Annotated in this window: 16 protein-coding genes; 9 read left to right on the top strand and 7 right to left on the bottom strand. The window is 44.7% G+C overall.

The genetic code is table 11. The features are described 5' to 3' along the window. Positions 1-28 precede the first annotated feature (28 nt). Complete coding sequence (locus tag JSY38_RS12710) at positions 29-1,864, top strand: ABC transporter ATP-binding protein (RefSeq protein WP_205113501.1); 1,836 nt, start codon at positions 29-31, stop codon at positions 1,862-1,864. 107 nt (positions 1,865-1,971) lie between these two features. Further along, entirely contained in the window at positions 1,972-3,327 is a 1,356-nt protein-coding gene (locus JSY38_RS12705; protein WP_239543967.1) for a multicopper oxidase family protein, read from the top strand. 67 nt (positions 3,328-3,394) lie between these two features. On the opposite strand, the gene JSY38_RS12700 is transcribed toward JSY38_RS12705, so the two are convergent. From JSY38_RS12700 to JSY38_RS12690, 3 genes are all read right to left on the bottom strand, one after another. After that, positions 3,395-4,204, bottom strand: a complete 810-nt coding sequence (locus JSY38_RS12700) for a DUF2076 domain-containing protein (RefSeq protein WP_205113500.1) — start codon at positions 4,202-4,204, stop codon at positions 3,395-3,397. A gap of 271 nt (positions 4,205-4,475) precedes the next feature. Next, positions 4,476-4,817 (bottom strand): DUF6172 family protein, encoded by a 342-nt coding sequence (locus JSY38_RS12695; protein ID WP_205113499.1) that lies wholly within the window; start codon positions 4,815-4,817, stop codon positions 4,476-4,478. 118 nt (positions 4,818-4,935) lie between these two features. Continuing rightward, entirely contained in the window at positions 4,936-6,009 is a 1,074-nt protein-coding gene (locus JSY38_RS12690) for a zinc-binding metallopeptidase family protein (RefSeq protein WP_205113498.1), read from the bottom strand. Between the two features lie 170 nt (positions 6,010-6,179). Here JSY38_RS12690 and JSY38_RS12685 point away from each other — a divergent pair, with 170 nt between their 5' ends. From JSY38_RS12685 to JSY38_RS12660, 6 genes are all read left to right on the top strand, one after another. Next, a complete protein-coding gene (locus JSY38_RS12685; RefSeq protein WP_205113497.1) occupies positions 6,180-7,196 on the top strand; it encodes a LacI family DNA-binding transcriptional regulator in 1,017 nt (338 codons plus the stop codon). A 158-nt stretch (positions 7,197-7,354) separates the two neighbouring features. Continuing rightward, positions 7,355-8,353: a TRAP transporter substrate-binding protein gene (locus JSY38_RS12680; RefSeq protein ID WP_114411215.1), complete on the top strand. Its 999-nt coding sequence runs from the start codon at positions 7,355-7,357 to the stop codon at positions 8,351-8,353. Positions 8,354-8,408: 55 nt separating this feature from the next. Next, positions 8,409-8,906, top strand: a complete 498-nt coding sequence (locus JSY38_RS12675; protein ID WP_205113496.1) for a TRAP transporter small permease — start codon at positions 8,409-8,411, stop codon at positions 8,904-8,906. After that, positions 8,891-10,150, top strand: a complete 1,260-nt coding sequence (locus tag JSY38_RS12670) for a TRAP transporter large permease (protein ID WP_205113495.1) — start codon at positions 8,891-8,893, stop codon at positions 10,148-10,150. Before JSY38_RS12675 ends, JSY38_RS12670 begins: the two co-directional genes overlap by 16 nt. 24 nt (positions 10,151-10,174) lie before the next feature. Continuing rightward, complete coding sequence (locus tag JSY38_RS12665) at positions 10,175-11,128, top strand: sugar kinase (RefSeq protein WP_205113494.1); 954 nt, start codon at positions 10,175-10,177, stop codon at positions 11,126-11,128. Between the two features lie 48 nt (positions 11,129-11,176). Further along, entirely contained in the window at positions 11,177-12,154 is a 978-nt protein-coding gene (locus tag JSY38_RS12660) for a 2-hydroxyacid dehydrogenase (protein WP_205113493.1), read from the top strand. An 8-nt stretch (positions 12,155-12,162) separates the two neighbouring features. On the opposite strand, the gene lepB is transcribed toward JSY38_RS12660, so the two are convergent. From lepB to JSY38_RS12645, 3 genes are all read right to left on the bottom strand, one after another. Next, positions 12,163-12,996: a signal peptidase I gene (gene lepB, locus JSY38_RS12655; RefSeq protein ID WP_205113492.1), complete on the bottom strand. Its 834-nt coding sequence runs from the start codon at positions 12,994-12,996 to the stop codon at positions 12,163-12,165. A gap of 53 nt (positions 12,997-13,049) precedes the next feature. Next, positions 13,050-13,292 (bottom strand): hypothetical protein, encoded by a 243-nt coding sequence (locus JSY38_RS12650; RefSeq protein WP_114411221.1) that lies wholly within the window; start codon positions 13,290-13,292, stop codon positions 13,050-13,052. 85 nt (positions 13,293-13,377) lie between these two features. Continuing rightward, positions 13,378-14,277, bottom strand: coding sequence for a LysR family transcriptional regulator (locus tag JSY38_RS12645; protein WP_114411222.1), 900 nt, complete (start codon positions 14,275-14,277; stop codon positions 13,378-13,380). A gap of 114 nt (positions 14,278-14,391) precedes the next feature. Between JSY38_RS12645 and JSY38_RS12640 the strand changes: the two genes are divergently transcribed. Continuing rightward, the gene (locus JSY38_RS12640; protein ID WP_205113491.1) at positions 14,392-15,540 is read left to right on the top strand and encodes an alpha-hydroxy acid oxidase; all 1,149 of its coding nucleotides are present in this window, start codon (positions 14,392-14,394) and stop codon (positions 15,538-15,540) included. A 153-nt stretch (positions 15,541-15,693) separates the two neighbouring features. Here JSY38_RS12640 and JSY38_RS12635 read toward each other — a convergent pair whose 3' ends face one another. After that, positions 15,694-16,770 (bottom strand): aldo/keto reductase, encoded by a 1,077-nt coding sequence (locus tag JSY38_RS12635; RefSeq protein WP_205113490.1) that lies wholly within the window; start codon positions 16,768-16,770, stop codon positions 15,694-15,696. Positions 16,771-16,821: the final 51 nt, after the last annotated feature.

Genomic DNA, 16,821 nt, shown 5'->3' with positions numbered 1-16,821 from the left:
TGTATTTCCTAACGTTTTAAGGCCTTTAATGAAACCTACGGCTTCACCCAAAAATACTGTCGATAAAAACATGCTTGGCGTCTTTCGTTATAGTCGCCGCGCCATTGATTTGGTGTGGAAAACTTCCCCAACGTTAACTATAGGTTTGGCGTTGGCAACTTTAGTTGCCGGCGTCACGCCAGCCGCCATGGCATATGTGGGACAGTTGATCGTGGATGCGGTTGTTGCCGCCATGGAAAGCTATAAACAAGACCAAGTTCTGCACTATCAAACCGCGCTCAACTATGTGGTGTTAGAGGGAATTTTGGTGTTAGTGATTGCCGCCGCGCAACGCGCATTAAGCGCTCAGCAGGCCATTTTACAAGGTTTATTAGGTCAAAAAGTCAACCTGCTAATATTAGAAAAAGCCCAAAGCTTAACCCTCTCGCATTTTGAAGATTCTGAATTTTACGACAAATTAGTTCGCGCTCGCCGCGAAGCATCTAGCCGCCCGCTTGCTCTGGTGAATAAAACCTTTGCACTACTGCAAAATGCCATCACGTTATCCAGCTTTGCAGTCTTGCTGTGGCATTTTTCACCGTGGGCTCTGGCGTTATTAATTTGCGGCGCTTTACCTTCCTTTATCGCCGAGGCTAAATTTTCAGGAGATGCTTTTTTGATGTTTCGCTGGCGCTCCCCCGAAGTGCGCCAGCAAAACTATTTAGAAACCTTGCTGGCTCGAGAAGACAACATCAAAGAAGTTCGTCTGTACCAGCTGGGCGACCGTTTTTTGCAACGCTACACAGAAATATTCATCAAACTATTCAAAGAAAGTAAGCGACTGATTTTACGTCGCGAAAGCTGGGGCTTCGCCCTTGGCGTGATAAGTACTTTGGTATTTTATGGCGCCTATGGTTGGATCGTCAGCGACACCATTATTGGTGCGATTACTTTGGGGCAAATGACCATGTATTTGCTGTTATTCAAACAAGGCCAAAGTTCGGTTTCTGCTTCACTCACTTCTATTAGTGGCATGTACGAAGATAATTTATACCTATCCAACCTATACGAATATTTAGAACAAGAAACGCCGCTTTCTACATCTGGACTCTTGGTTGGACCAACACCCAATGATGGCATTCGTTTCGAAAACGTCTCTTTCCAATATCCAGGCAGCGAACGTCCCGCGCTTGCCAACATCAACTTACACATTCGCCCCGGCCACAGTCTCGCGATTGTTGGTGAAAACGGTTCTGGCAAAACCACGCTCATCAAACTGCTGACTCGTCTTTATAACCCAACACAAGGGCGCATTTTGCTAGACGGCTTGGATTTGCTGGAATGGGAAGAAAGCGCACTACTAAAACGCGTTGGCGTGATATTCCAAGACTTTGTGCGCTATCAATTTATTGTGGGTGAAAACATCGGCGCTGGCGATAACGACAGATTTAACGATCAAACAGGTTGGAAAAAAGCCGCCGAACTTGGCAAAGCCACCGACTTTATTGATGAGTTGGAACAAGGCTACCAAACCCAACTTGGCCGCTGGTTCCGTGGCGGACAAGAGCTGTCTGGTGGGCAATGGCAAAAAATCGCCTTGGCCCGCGCTTTTATGCGCGAAGACGCCGATATCTTGGTGTTAGACGAGCCGACAGCAGCCATGGACGCCCAAGCCGAAGCCAATATTTTCCAGCATTTCCAAGAACACACTAAGGACAAAATGGCGATTCTGATTTCACATCGTTTCTCCACTGTGCGTCTCGCGCACGAGATCATTGTCATGGAACATGGGCAAATTAAAGAACGCGGCACCCACGATTCATTATTAGCGCAACAAGGTCAATACGCCCATTTATTTACCTTGCAGGCGCAGGGATATCGCTAAAAGTCTGATCAAGGCCAACCTATGAAGTCGGCTTTTTTGTTATGCTTTGCCTCATCAAACTCGCTCTTTGGCGAAGCTTACGAGAATAACTCACAGGAAAAACCGTTTTGAACCGACGTGATTTTATAAAATCTAGCCTTTTAGTCGCCATGACCAGCTCACTGCCGAGAGTCGTTCTTGCCGCTACCCCGACTGCTGGTTTCGACTATGAATTAATCGTCGAAGCGGCCGATGTGAACATTGTATCTGGCGGCAGCACACCAGCACTTTGCTTTAATGGCGGTTACCCGGCACCTGTAATTCGCGCTAAGCAGCATCAGCCCGTTCGTATTCGTGTGATCAACAAGTTAAACGAGCCGACGACCATTCATTGGCATGGCATGAGAATCCCGATTGCCATGGACGGCGTGCCGTTTTTAAGCCAACCGCCCATCATGCCCGGCGAAACCTTCGACTACGAATTTACGCCACCCGATGCGGGCTCTTTCTGGTATCACCCACACATGAACAGCGTCGAGCAACTTGGCAAAGGCTTGGTCGGCGCACTGATTGTAGAGGAAGCTGAAAAGCCAGACTTTGATGAAGATCTCGTTCTGTGCATGAAGAGCTGGCACATCAAAGACGATGGTTCTTTTACCGCTTTGACGACGCCACAGAATGCTTTTCGTATGGGCACGCCCGGCCGCGTCATGACGATCAATGGTGAAATCCACCCAACCTATGATGTGCCCGCTGGCGGAGCGATTCGAGTACGTTTGTTGAATGTGGATAACACAGTGATGTACCAGATAAACTCAACCGATCCAGCTGCTCAGATTCTTGCTATTGATGGCAATCCAATTGCAGAACCTGTTGCGTTAACCAATCACATGGCCGCACCAGGAATGCGCCTTGATCTTGGTGTGATAGCACCGAGTAAGGTCGGAGAAACTGTCACCTTTAAACACAAGGGGAAACCCATGGTGACCATCAAAGCCGTGGCGAGCCAACTTAAAGACCGCCGTTTACCTAAGCTGCCGCTCAATCCCATCCCTGCGCTAGATTTAGAGAACGCACAAACCATTAAGTTTGCATTTGAATGGAACGCCAACATCACGCCGATAGAAAAAGATGGCAAGGTGAGCTACAACTTCTGGACAATGAATCGCCGCTCTTGGGAAGGCATGTCAAAAGGCCACATTCCAGACCCTCTTGCCACATTAGAGCGTGGTAAAACCTATATTTTCGAGCTATCGAATTTGACCCAGTATCACCATCCGATTCATATCCACGGTCATACTTTCACGGTTTTAAAATCGAACAAAAAAACCATTACACCATTCCATTCGGATACCGTCTTACTGGGACAGAATGAAACCGTACTTGCTGCCCTAGTAGCCGATAATCCAGGGCGTTGGATGTATCACTGCCATATCATCGAACACTTGAAAACAGGCTTTATGAGCTTTGTTGAAGTGACGTAAAAAAGACAATAAAAACCAAATCAATTAAACAAAAATTGATCTGGTTTTTATTAATTAGCCGTCATAACTAAATAAAATCATCGTCACCAAAGTCATCAAAACCGCCCATGTCGTCAAAGCCGCCTTGATCAACACCCCCAGAATCAATATCGCTTTGATCCATATTGGCTTGGTCGAACCCGGCCTGTCCAAAGCCTCGGTTAGGATCTAAACCATCATCTGATTGATCAAAACCTGCCTGACCGAATCCACTTTGGTCAGCGCTACCGCTATCGGCAAAGCTGTCCTGCCCAGAATCTGATGCAGGTCCAATATCAGAAGCCGCAGGGGGCTCGTTAATAACATTGGCCATGTCTGCTTCGGAGTGATGGCTAAACATGTTCATCAACATATTCCCAACAACCATACCACCAGCCACACTAGCGGCGGTTTGCAAGGCACCACCTAAAAAGCTACCAGCACCAGAACGACCTCGACCAACACTTTGCAATTGATTGTCAGTTTTATTCCTTGCCTGTTGGTTGCTTGATTGACCAAAGCCTTGCTGAGAGCCATTACCTCTCCCCCAACCTGAACCTTGCTGAACGTACTCTTGGGAAGAAGTCTGCTCGCCACCAAATAACCCAGATAAGAAACCGCCAGAACTAGGCTTTGTAGATACGTTACGCTCTAGTTCTTCAACACGAGCATTTAACTGCTTTAACGCAGCTTCTTGCATGATAATCGTTTGTGCCATGTAGTAAGGTGCAGCAGGATTCGCCACGAGATGTTTATTAATCTGTACTTCTGCTTCTTTATCCCGCTCACCAGTGTTTTTCTCTGCAGTATTAATACGCTCAAACAAACTATCAATTAAACCGCTCGCGTCGTTACTCATTACTTTATCTCCAACCTAAATATTACCTTTGCACAAAGATCTCTAAAAATAGTCAGCAGGCAAATGAAAAAAAAGGGGCCTGCGATCCCTTAATGATAAGGCTAGGGAATGCGCGAACAAGTGATTAAAGAGTCAGGAAAAAGGAAACAAGGCTTGGATGAAGGTTGAGATTTTTACTTAATTGGATTATCTAAAGAACAACAAACAAAAACGCCAGATCAAGCGAGCTTGATCTGGCGTTTTTTTAATACCTGTAACCTAGTTGCTGAGCTTAGAGCTCTTCGTCGGTTTCTAGGTTTTCTAGATCTTCATCTTGCTCATCAGTCGCATCACGTTTTGTGCGTTGGGCTGGTGCGGCTAGAATTTCAAGATAGAACTCAGTCCATTCTTGGCTTTCAGCAAAGCTAATTTTTTCATTAATTTGAGCGACATGAATCTCTTCAGCAAGCGCTTCTGTTTGACCAAAGCGACAATCAAATCCCCAAAAGTCAGCGTATTCTGGCAATTTTTTATTGCGCTCTCTTTTTAGATACTTCTTAACTTCGTTTTTTGTCGCTTCAATTAAACGTGGGTATTTGATGGTTGGATGAGATAGTTTAAATGTCTTTTTCATTGGTATCCTAAAGGATTAAAAGTCAGGAGACGTTGTTGCATGCTCCAATTGCCAAGCATGATAACGGATCGACTTATTTGTCGCCATGGATAAGTCGATAAAATCTCTGTCACGCAAATTATTCTGCCGTATAAGATCGCAACAAACGATGAATAAAAGCCAACTTCTCCCGCACTGCTGGAACTAAGACAAAAGGATACAAATCCGGTTGCCCCATGCCACGGTTCAAGTTGTTCACAGCAAACGTTAACGGCACATATTGCGCTAGAATATCGTCGAAATTATTGTGTCGATATGGGTCGATATTCACCATCACAGCGAGGTTCTGGCGATTCGCCCCTGCAGGCTGAAGACTCAAACCAAAATCGCTTGCCGTCTCTAAAGTATCGACAATATGCAGATAATGCGCCCATGTTTCTGCCCAATCTTCCCAAGGATGAGAAGAAGCGTACACACTCACAAAAGACTGCTGCCAATCTGAATTGGGCGCTTTGTAATGTGCTTCTAATGCATCTGCATAACTAACCGTTTCATCGCCAAAAACAGATCGAAAGTCAGCCAAAACCTGCTCATCATCAAACACCAACCAATCCCAATAATAATGGCCAATTTCATGACGAAAATGACCAATTACGGTCCGATAAGATTCTTGCATGTCTTCGCGCATTTGCTCACGGTCAACCGAGTTGCCTTCTGCGGCGTTAATCGTCACCTGTCCAGAAGCGTGGCCTGTCATTGCGCTCACATCTTCTGGCACCACGTTATTTTCAGAAATAAAATCAAACGATAAACCGTCTTCTGGCTCTGTTTTTTTACTCACTAAAGGCAAGCCAAGACGCAGCAGAGAATACACCAAACGATGCTTAGCAAACTCCAGTTGTTGCCATGCCTGACGTTCTTCAATTTTCTCTAAGTTCGGAATATGGCGGTTTAATTCACAAGCCATACAAAACGTACTACCGCCCTCTTCTACCAACCAGTTACAGACTTGGTGCTGATGATTTTCGCAGTAATACCAACGCTTAGCGGGAATGGATTTGTCCGCCATAGCATACCAAGCATTATCAACTGACTTTAGCGCACTAATCACCAATTGATCGGGTAAAAACCCCAACGACGACGAACATTGCTCGCAGTGAGTGTTCTCAAATAACACCGTTTGTCCGCATTGCTGGCAGCTGAAAATTTTCATAAAACTCCTGCTATCAAAAAGATAAGCAATTACATGTGAGAAGAAAAAAAGCGGAAACGAATCGAGCATGTGATTCGCTCTACATAATTGCACCTTACTAGGATCATAGTTTACAGTACGGCAAATCACCTACTCCTATACGCACTAAAAACAACTATTGAGACGACACCTTGCTGAAGAAAAATAACAAGAGCTTCACAACGATTTCAGACGTTGCGAAACACGCCAAAGTGGGTAAAACCAGTGTTTCACGTTACCTTAATGGGGAACAAGACAAATTATCAGATGAGCTACGAGAAAAAATTGCGCAAGCCATCACTCACCTAGATTTTCGCCCTAATCATTCCGCTCGCATGCTTCGAGCAGGCCACTCAAAGCTGATTGGACTCATGCTCGCCGATGTCACCAACCCATATTCCATAGACGTTTTACAAGGTGTGGAGCATATTTGTCGTCGTGAAGGCTACATGTTAATGGTCTGTAACACGGACAATGAAAAAGAACTGCAAGATCGCTATTTAGCATTGCTAGAAGCACACCGAGTCGATGGAATAATAGTAAACACATCAGGTATGGCACAGAAACAAATTAGCAGTTTGGAACAAATCTCATGCCCTATTGTTCTGGTGGACAGAATCAACACCTCACTTGGCTTTGATACCATTGGCTTAGATAATGAAGCCGCCGCAAAAGAGGCTTGCCAACATTTACAAACCAAGGCCTATGAAGCTATTCTCGTCATTACCAAATCCCTCAAAATTGACCCTCGCCAATCCAGAGTTGATGCAATAAAGGCCTTTACCCAAGAACATGAAAGTATGTCTTGTGACATCATAGAAATAGAAAGCATGACAGTCAGCCAGCTTTCCAAAGCCATTCAAGCTTTCATAGACGCAAACCCAAAACGTAAAAAAGCCATATTCACCACCAATGGTGTCGCTATGATGAGTACCGCGAAAGCCTTGAAACAGTTAGACATTCGTATCGGCTCGCAAATAGGCTTAATCAGCATAGACGACCCAGAATGGGCTCAATTGTTCGAAGGCGGTATTACCGTCATGCGCCAGCCAACGCAACTCATCGGCCAAACCGCTTGCGAGCGATTACTGACGAGAGTCCAAGGCAACGAAGAACCAGCACAACACATCAAGCTCAAAGCCGAACTCGTTATTCGGCATTCCACTTAAGCCTTTACAACCCCGCGTATGAACTGGTTAAAAAACAATCATGCATTTTTTTCAAAAGCGATTGACAAAGCCTATTCATGGAATCGATTCCATGATATCGTCATCTGCCTAAAGTGCGATCACCATAATCATAAAAATCGATCCATAATGGAGTCACCATGAAAAAATTATTTACTTTACTAACGGCTACTGCCGCCCTTTCTCTTGCCGGATGTGGCGACGACTCAACCAAATCAGATACGATTAAGTTAGTAGCCGCTCACAACCAAACCAATCTCTCTAGTCCCTACCAAACAGGTATGCTTAAACTAAAAGAAGTCGCTGATAATTCAGGATTTTTTGATGTCGAAGTACATGCAGGAACTATCGGTACCAATGAAAATGAACTAGTGGAAAAGTTGGTTCTCGGTGGCGCTGATATGGTTCTGGTTTCTCCAGGGTTTATGACGTCATCAGGCATTGAAGAAGTGGATCTATTCTCTTTACTCTACTTGTTCAACGATTACAGCCATTGGGAAAAAGTGGTTGATGGCAAAGTAGGTAAAGATATTGCTGACATTATCTACACAAAGTCTGGTGAAAAATACCGAGTAGCCGCTTATTGGACTGCTGGCGTACGTCATTGGTATGGCAAGCAACCAGTTAATTCTTTTGCAGATGTAAAAGGTATGAAGATTCGTACTCAAACATCCGGTGTCGTTTCTCAATACTGGAAAGAAATCGGTGCTGTTCCAACCTCTGTAGCTTGGGCTGAGCTTTACCAAGCACTATCAAGCAATGTGGTTGACGCCGCTGAAAACGCTTACCCTTACTTCATTCCAATGGAACACCACAAAACATCCAACGGTAAGTACATTTCTGAAACGGGTCACGACTACACTACTCGTCTATTGCTAGTGCGTAATTCGGTATGGGAAAGCTTCAATGACGAGCAACGTACGGCCTTCAATCAAGCTGTAAAAGAAGCGACTCAAGCGGAACGCCAAGCTTTGTATAGTGAAGAGTCAACTTACAAACAAAAAGCCATTGATGATGGTGCTATCGTCAATACGCTGGACCGCACACCTTTCATTGAAAAAGCCCTTTCTATCCAAGATCAGTGGGCAGAAAAAAATGGTATGACAGAAGTTCTTGAAACCATACGTCAGACCAAATAACACTATCTGCTCGCTTTAGCTCCGAGGGTACCTCGGAGCTTCAAGGATATATGGTATGAAGATACTCACTACATTTATCGCTCGACTCCAAATCAGCTTGGGCGTTTTGCTATTGGTGGTGTTCCTCGCCGCAACCTTGATCCAAGTTGTTACCCGCTATCTCGGTATTTCAGTGTTATGGACAGAAGAAATCGCCGTGAATTCGTTTATCTGGGCCATGTTCCTTGGCACAGCCGTAATGGTAAAAGAAAACAAACACTTTGGATTCGATGTTCTCACTCACTATTTTCAAGGTCATAAACGCTCGGTTTTAGTGATTACTCAGAATCTTATTATGTTGGTTTTCTGTGTATTCTGCTCGCTATACAGCGTCGAAATCACTCAAGCATTTTGGAACTCTCGTTGGATCAGTATCCCAGAATTTCGACAAGGCTATGTGTGGCTGATCATGCCAATCACCTTTATTAGCTCCAGCGTTTATCTGGTGGATAACATCTATAACGAAGCGAAAACACTATCTTGCTTCAAGGGGGCTAAATGGAACTCGCGCTAATTACTTTATTATTTATTGGCCTTATCATTCTTGGTATCCCGATTGCCTTCTCTATCGGCATTGCTTCTTTAGTGGGTATCGGCACCATGACTGGTGCACCAACAACTATGATCCCAATGAAGATGTTCTACGGCCTAAACTCTTATGTGTTGCTCGCTGTACCACTTTTTGTGCTGACAGCCAACATAATGAACAGCGGCCAGATATCTCATCGACTTATTAATTTCTCTATCGCCTTAGTCGGTCGCAAACCAGGCGGGCTTGGTCACGCAAACGTATTGGTCTCCATGTTGTTTGCAGGTGTCAGTGGGTCTTCCACAGCTGATACCGCGGGCGTAGGTAAAATTCTTATCCCTAACATGATCAACAAAGGCTACAGCCGAGAAATGGCGGTTGGCGTTACAGCAGCCTCGTCTACTATCGGTGGCATTATTCCACCTAGTATCACCATGGTGATTTATGGTGGATTAACCAATACATCGGTTGGGCAACTCTTTATTGGTGGCATGATTCCTGGCGTTTTAATTGGTCTTGGAATGATGTTTGTTATTAGCATCATAGCGAAACGTGACAACTTACCAAAAGCAGAGAAAATAAGTCGTGTCGAGTTTATTTCATTAACGAAAGACGCCGTTCCAGCAATGATCACGCCTCTTATCATTATTGGCGGTATTGTTTTTGGTGTATTCACACCGACAGAAGCAGCCGCATTCTCCGCTGTTTATGCCTATTTCGTTAGTGCTTTTTACTATAAATCCATTAGCCTCAAAGATTTGCCAAAGATTTTTACCGAAACATTAAAGTTAAGTTGTTTATCACTTTTTGCTTTGGCAGCCGCTTCGGCTCTTGGTGAATTCCTTGGCTATTACCAAATTAACGCGATTGTATCCGGCTTTTTTGATGGAATGGGTGGCAATGAATATTTATTCCTATTCATTATTGTGGCGTTCTTCCTATTTGTTGGCACCTTTATGGATGCGATCCCAGCCATGGTGCTATTTGTTCCAGTTGTTTATCCTGTCGCCCTCACATTAGGCATAGACCCAGTTCAACTTGGTATCGTCGTCATTATTACTTTATCCATCGGCTTAATCACTCCCCCTTATGGTTTGTGCTTATTAATCGCAAGTTCCATTGGGGAACTGTCCATTGATCGATCATTTAAAGCAGTTATGCCATATATTTCTGTCATAGTGTTGGTATTGATTGCCGTTATTTTTATGCCATTTATCTTATTGATCTAAGAGAGAAAGAAGGAATCATCCATAATGGAAACAAAGCAATCACACTCTTTTGTCACGCTTGGTGAAGCCATGGCTATGTTTGTGGCCAAAACGCCAGGCCAACTTGCTGACATTGAAGAATTCCACCGCTCTTTAGCTGGAGCGGAAGTCAACGTCGCTATTGGTATGGCACGTTTAGGCTTTGAAGCCAGCTACATTAGCAAAGTCGGCAAAGACAGCTTTGGTCAATTTATCCGCCAAGCAATTAGCAATGAGAATATTCACACAAACTGGATTTCTGAAAGCGCTAATCACGCTACTGGTTTTATGCTGAAATCCAACGTAACCGACGGCAGCGACCCTAAGGTAGAATACTTCCGCAAAAACTCTGCCGCTTCTACATTAAATTCTACAGACATAGACGAAAATTTATTCAAAGCGGGTTCCCATTTACATCTAACTGGCATCTCGATAGCAGTATCTAGCTCAATGCGTGAGGCGACAAAACACGCCTTAAACCTAGCAAAAGAGCGAGGCTGCAGTGTGTCTTTTGACACCAACTTGCGACCAACTTTATGGCCAGATGAAGCCACTATGATTGCGAATATTAATGAGTTTGCCTTTGCCAGTGACATTGTTTTACCGGGTATAGAAGAAGGCAAAATTCTCGCGGGTAGTGATCAACCAGAAGTAATAGCCGACTTTTATCTCCAAAATGGTGTCAAAACAGTTATCGTAAAACTCGGTAGCAAAGGCGCATACTTCAAAACCAGTACTGGTGAATCCGGAACGGTTGCAGGCTTCCCAGTGGAAAAAGTGGTCGATACAGTGGGTGCTGGCGATAGCTTTGCCGTTGGTGTAATTTCAGCATTACTCGATGGAAAAACCATTGAGCAAGCTGCTCGTCGCGGAAACCTGCTCGGCTCTTTAACTGTGCAAGTTCGTGGTGACAGTGAAGGTTTACCAACTCGCGCGCACCTAAATAGTTTAGAAAAATAATTCAGAGAAAAGCGACCTATACAAAGAAAGCCAAAAGGGAGTAACGAGATGAAGAAAAAAGTCATTTTATACCGAGACATTCCAGCTGCAGAACGCCAACGACTTGAAGCTGAATTTGACGTTACTTTCTTTGATGGTGTCAGTAACGACAATAAGGGCGCATTTACAGCGGCCCTTGCCGATGCAGAGGGGCTGATTGGCTCCAGCATCGGCATGAGCCCAGAATTATTGGACCTTGCCCCCAAACTAAAGGCAGCATCAACGATTTCAGTTGGTACAGATCAGTACGATTTAGCATACCTTGCAAAGCGTGGCATTCCCTTAATGCATACACCTGGCGTTCTAAATGAAACCACCGCCGATACCATATTCACGCTCATCATGTGCACAGCTAGACGCGCTGTTGAACTATCAAACATGGTGCGAGAAGGTCGCTGGACCAGCAATATAGGTGAAGACTTATACGGTACAGATATTCATGGAAAAACCCTTGGTATTATTGGCATGGGTCGCATTGGTTATGCCATTGCCAAACGCGGGTATTTTGGTTTTGATATGAAGATTCAGTACAGCAACCGCAGTCGCAAACCAGACGCCGAGCAAGATCTAAACGCAACTTACATGGACTTGGAAGAACTGCTCAAAACATCCGATTTTGTTTGTGTTATGACGCCGTTAACACCAGAAACCGAACGATTAATTGGCGCAAAAGAATTCGCCATGATGAAGAAAAGTGCCATTTTCATCAACGGCTCCCGTGGCAAAGTCATTGACGAAACAGCGCTTGTCGACGCTCTAAGAAATGGCACTATTCGCGCGGCCGGGTTGGACGTCTTTGAAGTCGAACCTTTATCTGGTGACTCACCGCTTTGCAAACTGGACAATGCGGTATTGTTTCCACACATAGGTTCGGCAACCGCGGAAACACGCCTTGCTATGATTACTTGCGCTGTGGACAATTTGATCAATGCACTGAATGGTGATATCTCGCAGAACTGCGCCAATCAACATTTGTTAAGTAGATAGCCTCTTGGCTATCTACTTAACAAATTTTCTATAGAAAACGGTTGTGTAACCTTGCTCCCCAGACGACTAAACTCTTTAGAAAGCCAAATATAAGTCACTTTACCAATAATATCAGACTCAGAAAAAGCCCCCCAATAACGACTGTCATTACTGTTATCTCGCCAATCACCCAAGACAAATACTTGCCCTTCTGGCACAACTCGCTCAGCCATAGAAATAGAGATTTCGTTGCGTCTAAAACGCTCATCCACTGAAGCGATAAGCTCGGACTTACCGTTTAATATCACTTGGCCATTTTCAATGGCTACTCTATCATTCCCTAGGGCTACCACTCGTTGAGTAAACAAGGTTTGTCTGTTATTGGGATAACGAAACACCACAACATCGCCCACGTTTAAAGACAAATCTTTTGTATCGACAGCAATGTAATCGCCAGGCTGAAGCGTTGGCATCATAGAACGAGAAGGAACCTGATACAGCTCAAAACCCAACAAGGCACCACGAGACGAGATAAGTGTTTGACCAAGAAACAAGATCAAAGCCAGTATAGCCAGATAGCAATACCAACGATTATAAGGCTTCAATTCATAGGTTTTATTCGACAAGGCAAGTCGCACAGCACTGAGCATGGCATACAAATAGAGGCACAGTAAAAAGGCCATGAAAAACCAAATGCCATAAGCTGTCGAAAGCCAGCCAAGCTTACCAAATACAAATAGCCCACCAGCTTGTAGAAAAAACAGCCATAAACCTTTTTTAAAATCCCCTGCGTAGACATGGCCAAAGCCCGGCGACAGGATCGATAATAGTAATGCAGCAATAGGCTTTCTTTTCTTAATCACGTATTGAATCCCTTCAATTATTACTCTTTATCTGTCAATAACTTAACTATCTATCATAAAACCGAACGAAATCGAGAAAAACGCGCGGCATCAATAATTGACCAGAGATGTAATATTCCGCCAACTAACCACATAAAGAACAAAATCACCGTTGCCCCTAATGCATAGCTCACAAAAACGGTTACAAAAAAGAACAACGCCATAAAAATACGTCCCTGCACCAATTGACCTAATCCAGGAATAAAAACATTACAAAGTGCAGCAATCACATTGCCACCTGAACCTTGACCAGACATAAGCGCTCCCATCATAAAACCGCTAAAAAATTAAGAATAAGGACAAAACAGATAAATGAAAAGCAACTTCCATCACCTGCCATTACTAAAAATACGCTTTCTTATCCTGATAGGCTTGTTTGATGTGCTCTATCAATAGCCTCAACTTTTCCGGTAGGTATTTAGTAAAAGGGTAAATGGCGTAAACCCCCAGTCGGCGCGGTTGGTAATCCGGTAAAATGGTGACTAACTTGCCTTGCTGCAAATCTTCATACACACAGCAACGCGGCACATAGACGATCCCAAAACCAGCCAAGGCAGCCTTGCGTAATGCTTGGGCGTTATTCGTGGCGAAACTACCGCTGATGCGCACACTTTCTTCAATGTTACTTCGAGTAAAGCGCCAATCAAAAGAGCCTTGTGCTTGGTAGGTATAAGCCAAGCAATTATGGTCTCTCAGGGCCTCCAGATCACCGACTTCTCCATATCGTTCGATATAACTTGGCGAGCAACACACCACCCAATTAGATTGAATCAAAGGCTTGGCAATTAGGCTTGAATCTTCCAACTTGCCGGTCCGAATCGCTAGATCCAATCCTTCGCCAACCAGATCCACAAAGTCATTTTCAAGGCGCATATCCACGGTGATATTCGGGTATTTTTGACAAAACTCCGCCACCGCTTCAGCCAATAACAATTCCCCAGAAATCGTCGGCACGGACATCTTTATCGTGCCTGTGAGACCTTGACTAAACGCCGACACAGAAGCAATTGCATCGCTCACTTGGCCTTCTATATTCTTGGCATGAACATATAAGCTTTCCCCTGCTTCGGTGAGACTGAGCCGTCTTGTCGTACGATGGATCAACTGCGCACCGAGATCTTGTTCAAGCTTGCTAATACGTTTGCTCAAGGCAGGCGTCGATAGTCCTGCTTGCTGCGCCGCTTTATTAAATGAGCCGGCATCGGCTACATTCACAAAAAGCGTTAAATCGGCTGCGTTCAATATCCAACCCCTTTTTTATTAAGACGTTTTAAGAAAGAGTTTATTAGTTTGTGTCGTATTTATTATAAATAGAACACAGTCTATAGTTAATAAAAAATAAAAGGAGCTGAATCCATGCGTCTCAAAGACTGCCATAACTTCCAAGACTTTCGCACCCTAGCCAAAAAACGCCTGCCAAGCCCGATTTTCAATTACATTGATGGTGGTGCCGACGACGAGACAACTTACCGCCGCAACACAGCCGCATTTGAAACCTGTGACCTAGTGCCCAGCGTCCTGACTGGCGTAAAAGACGTAGATCTATCTGTTACCGTTATGGGGCAAAAACTCGCCCTGCCAATTTATTGTTCGCCAACTGCACTACAACGCTTATTCCATCATGACGGTGAAAGAGCCGTCGCGGGTGCCGCCGAAAAATACGGCACCATGTTTGGCGTGTCGTCCCTTGGTACGGTGAGCATGGAAGAAATCGCCAAGCAAACCACCACGCCTCAGGTCTATCAATTTTACTTTCATAAAGACCGTGAACTGAACCGTGCCATGATGCAACGAGCAAAAGACGCTGGCGTACAAGTGATGATGCTGACAGTCGATTCCATTACTGGCGGCAATCGAGAGCGCGACCTTCGCACCGGCTTCGCCATTCCTTTTAAATTAAACCTAAAAGGTATGCTGCAATTTGTCCTCAAACCCATGTGGGGCATTAACTACGTGACCCACGAGAAATTCCGTTTACCTCAGCTCGACGAACACGTGGACATGGGTTCTGGCGCGACCTCGATTGGCGACTACTTTACCAACATGCTCGATCCATCGATGAACTGGGATGACGTGGCGGAAATGGTGAAATTCTGGGATGGAGAGTTCTGCTTAAAAGGCATCATGAGCCGAGAAGACGCTCGCAAAGCAGTGGAAATCGGCTGCACTGGCGTAATTATTTCCAACCATGGCGGACGCCAACTTGACGGCTCCCGCAGCTCTTTCGATCAGCTAGCGGAAATAGTCGATGAAGTGGGCGACGAAATCGACGTCATCTTCGACAGCGGCGTACAGCGGGGCACCCACGTACTCAAAGCTTTATCTCTTGGCGCCAAAGCCGTTGGCATAGGCCGCATGTACTTGTATCCACTCGCCGCCGCAGGACAACCCGGTGTAGAGCGCGCACTCGGATTAATGAAAGCCGAACTCGAACGAGACATGAAACTCATGGGCAAAACATCAATTGATCAACTGACGAAAGAAAATTTGCGGTTTCGATCTTAGCGCTTTCGGTCTTAGAAAGAACAGTAATCCTCCCCTTACCTTCAAGGGTAGGATTACCGATCTGTTTATATAGATCAAATTCGTGGTGATAATTCAAACCCTGATCTCCTCTTAATTAGGCTGAGACAAGAGGACTTGTTCCAACCTTCAATATTATTCGACACCTAATACATCAAATCCTCCATAGACTATTTTTCGAATAGCTGAGCCGGATAAGTTCTCTGAAAACTCAGGTGTCAATTGGCTTGCTTGATTGAGTTTTTCAAGTTGTGCTGCTGTTAACTCAATATCCAGTGCGGCAATGTTGGATTGCAATTGAGCCAGAGACGATGCGCCTATAATCGTTGAAGTAACTTCTGGTTTAGACAATGTCCAAGCAAGGGCTACTTGAGCAAGTGGTTTTTCTAGTTCACTTGCCACTTCGTGCAAAGCATCAAGTATGAGCCAGTTTCTGTCGCTAAATTTCGAATCACCAAAGGGATTGGGTTTCGTTAATCGCCCTTCGCCACGCAGACCTTCTTTACTATATTTACCGGTTAAAAAGCCCCCTGCTAATGGACTCCAAGGCATAACAGCCATAGATGTATCGCGGGCAACGGGGAAATGCTCTCTTTCCACTTCACGAGCAACCAGTGAGTATTCTAATTGCATGGCAATAGGAGCAGGAATTCGGCGTTCACTCGCTAAAACTGCCGCTTTCATGGCGATATAAGCAGGCGTGTCTGAAAAGGCAAAATAACGAATTTTACCCGCCCTAACTAAATCACCAAGTGTCTGTAATATCTCTTCAATAGGCGTGACACCATCCCAAATATGCATCCAATAAAGATCGATATAATCCGTACGAAGTCGCTTAAGCGAATTCTCTAATGCCCTATGTATGTTTTTTGCGCCGCTACCACCTGCATTTGGGTTGGCAATCCTGGCACTTTTATTTTCCGCCAATGGACTTGCTGAAAAATTGAATCCAAATTTTGTGGCTAACACAATGTCATCTCGGCTACCGGACTCTGCTATAAATTTACCAAGCAACTCCTCGCTTGCTCCTTGGCCGTAGATATCAGCAGTGTCAATAAAGTTACCTCCCTTTTCACGATAAGCATCAAATATTGTCTGTGCATCATGCTCAGTGGAGCCCCAATTCGAGCCGCCAAATGTCATAGTGCCTAGGGCTAAAGGACTGACAATAAGACCTGAATGACCCAATGGTCGATAAGAGGTTAATTTCACTTTTAATTCCATAGTGACTGATATGAAACTAAGACATTACGCCGTTGATTT

The sequence above is a fragment of the Marinomonas foliarum genome (assembly GCF_016906065.1).
In the GTDB taxonomy this organism is placed as follows: Bacteria; Pseudomonadota; Gammaproteobacteria; order Pseudomonadales; family Marinomonadaceae; genus Marinomonas; species Marinomonas foliarum.
Note: the sequence above shows the minus strand (reverse complement) of the source record. Positions and strands in the feature narration are given on the sequence as shown.

Coding starts and splice junctions, on each gene's coding strand:
- JSY38_RS12700 (WP_205113500.1), bottom strand. CDS start 4,204: ATGAGTAACGACGCGAGCGGTTTAATTGATAGTTTGTTTGAGCGTATT.
- JSY38_RS12690 (WP_205113498.1), bottom strand. CDS start 6,009: ATGAAAATTTTCAGCTGCCAGCAATGCGGACAAACGGTGTTATTTGAG.
- JSY38_RS12670 (WP_205113495.1), top strand. CDS start 8,891: ATGGAACTCGCGCTAATTACTTTATTATTTATTGGCCTTATCATTCTT.
- JSY38_RS12680 (WP_114411215.1), top strand. CDS start 7,355: ATGAAAAAATTATTTACTTTACTAACGGCTACTGCCGCCCTTTCTCTT.
- JSY38_RS12660 (WP_205113493.1), top strand. CDS start 11,177: ATGAAGAAAAAAGTCATTTTATACCGAGACATTCCAGCTGCAGAACGC.
- JSY38_RS12675 (WP_205113496.1), top strand. CDS start 8,409: ATGAAGATACTCACTACATTTATCGCTCGACTCCAAATCAGCTTGGGC.
- JSY38_RS12695 (WP_205113499.1), bottom strand. CDS start 4,817: ATGAAAAAGACATTTAAACTATCTCATCCAACCATCAAATACCCACGT.
- JSY38_RS12650 (WP_114411221.1), bottom strand. CDS start 13,292: ATGTCTGGTCAAGGTTCAGGTGGCAATGTGATTGCTGCACTTTGTAAT.
- JSY38_RS12640 (WP_205113491.1), top strand. CDS start 14,392: ATGCGTCTCAAAGACTGCCATAACTTCCAAGACTTTCGCACCCTAGCC.
- JSY38_RS12665 (WP_205113494.1), top strand. CDS start 10,175: ATGGAAACAAAGCAATCACACTCTTTTGTCACGCTTGGTGAAGCCATG.
- JSY38_RS12710 (WP_205113501.1), top strand. CDS start 29: ATGAAACCTACGGCTTCACCCAAAAATACTGTCGATAAAAACATGCTT.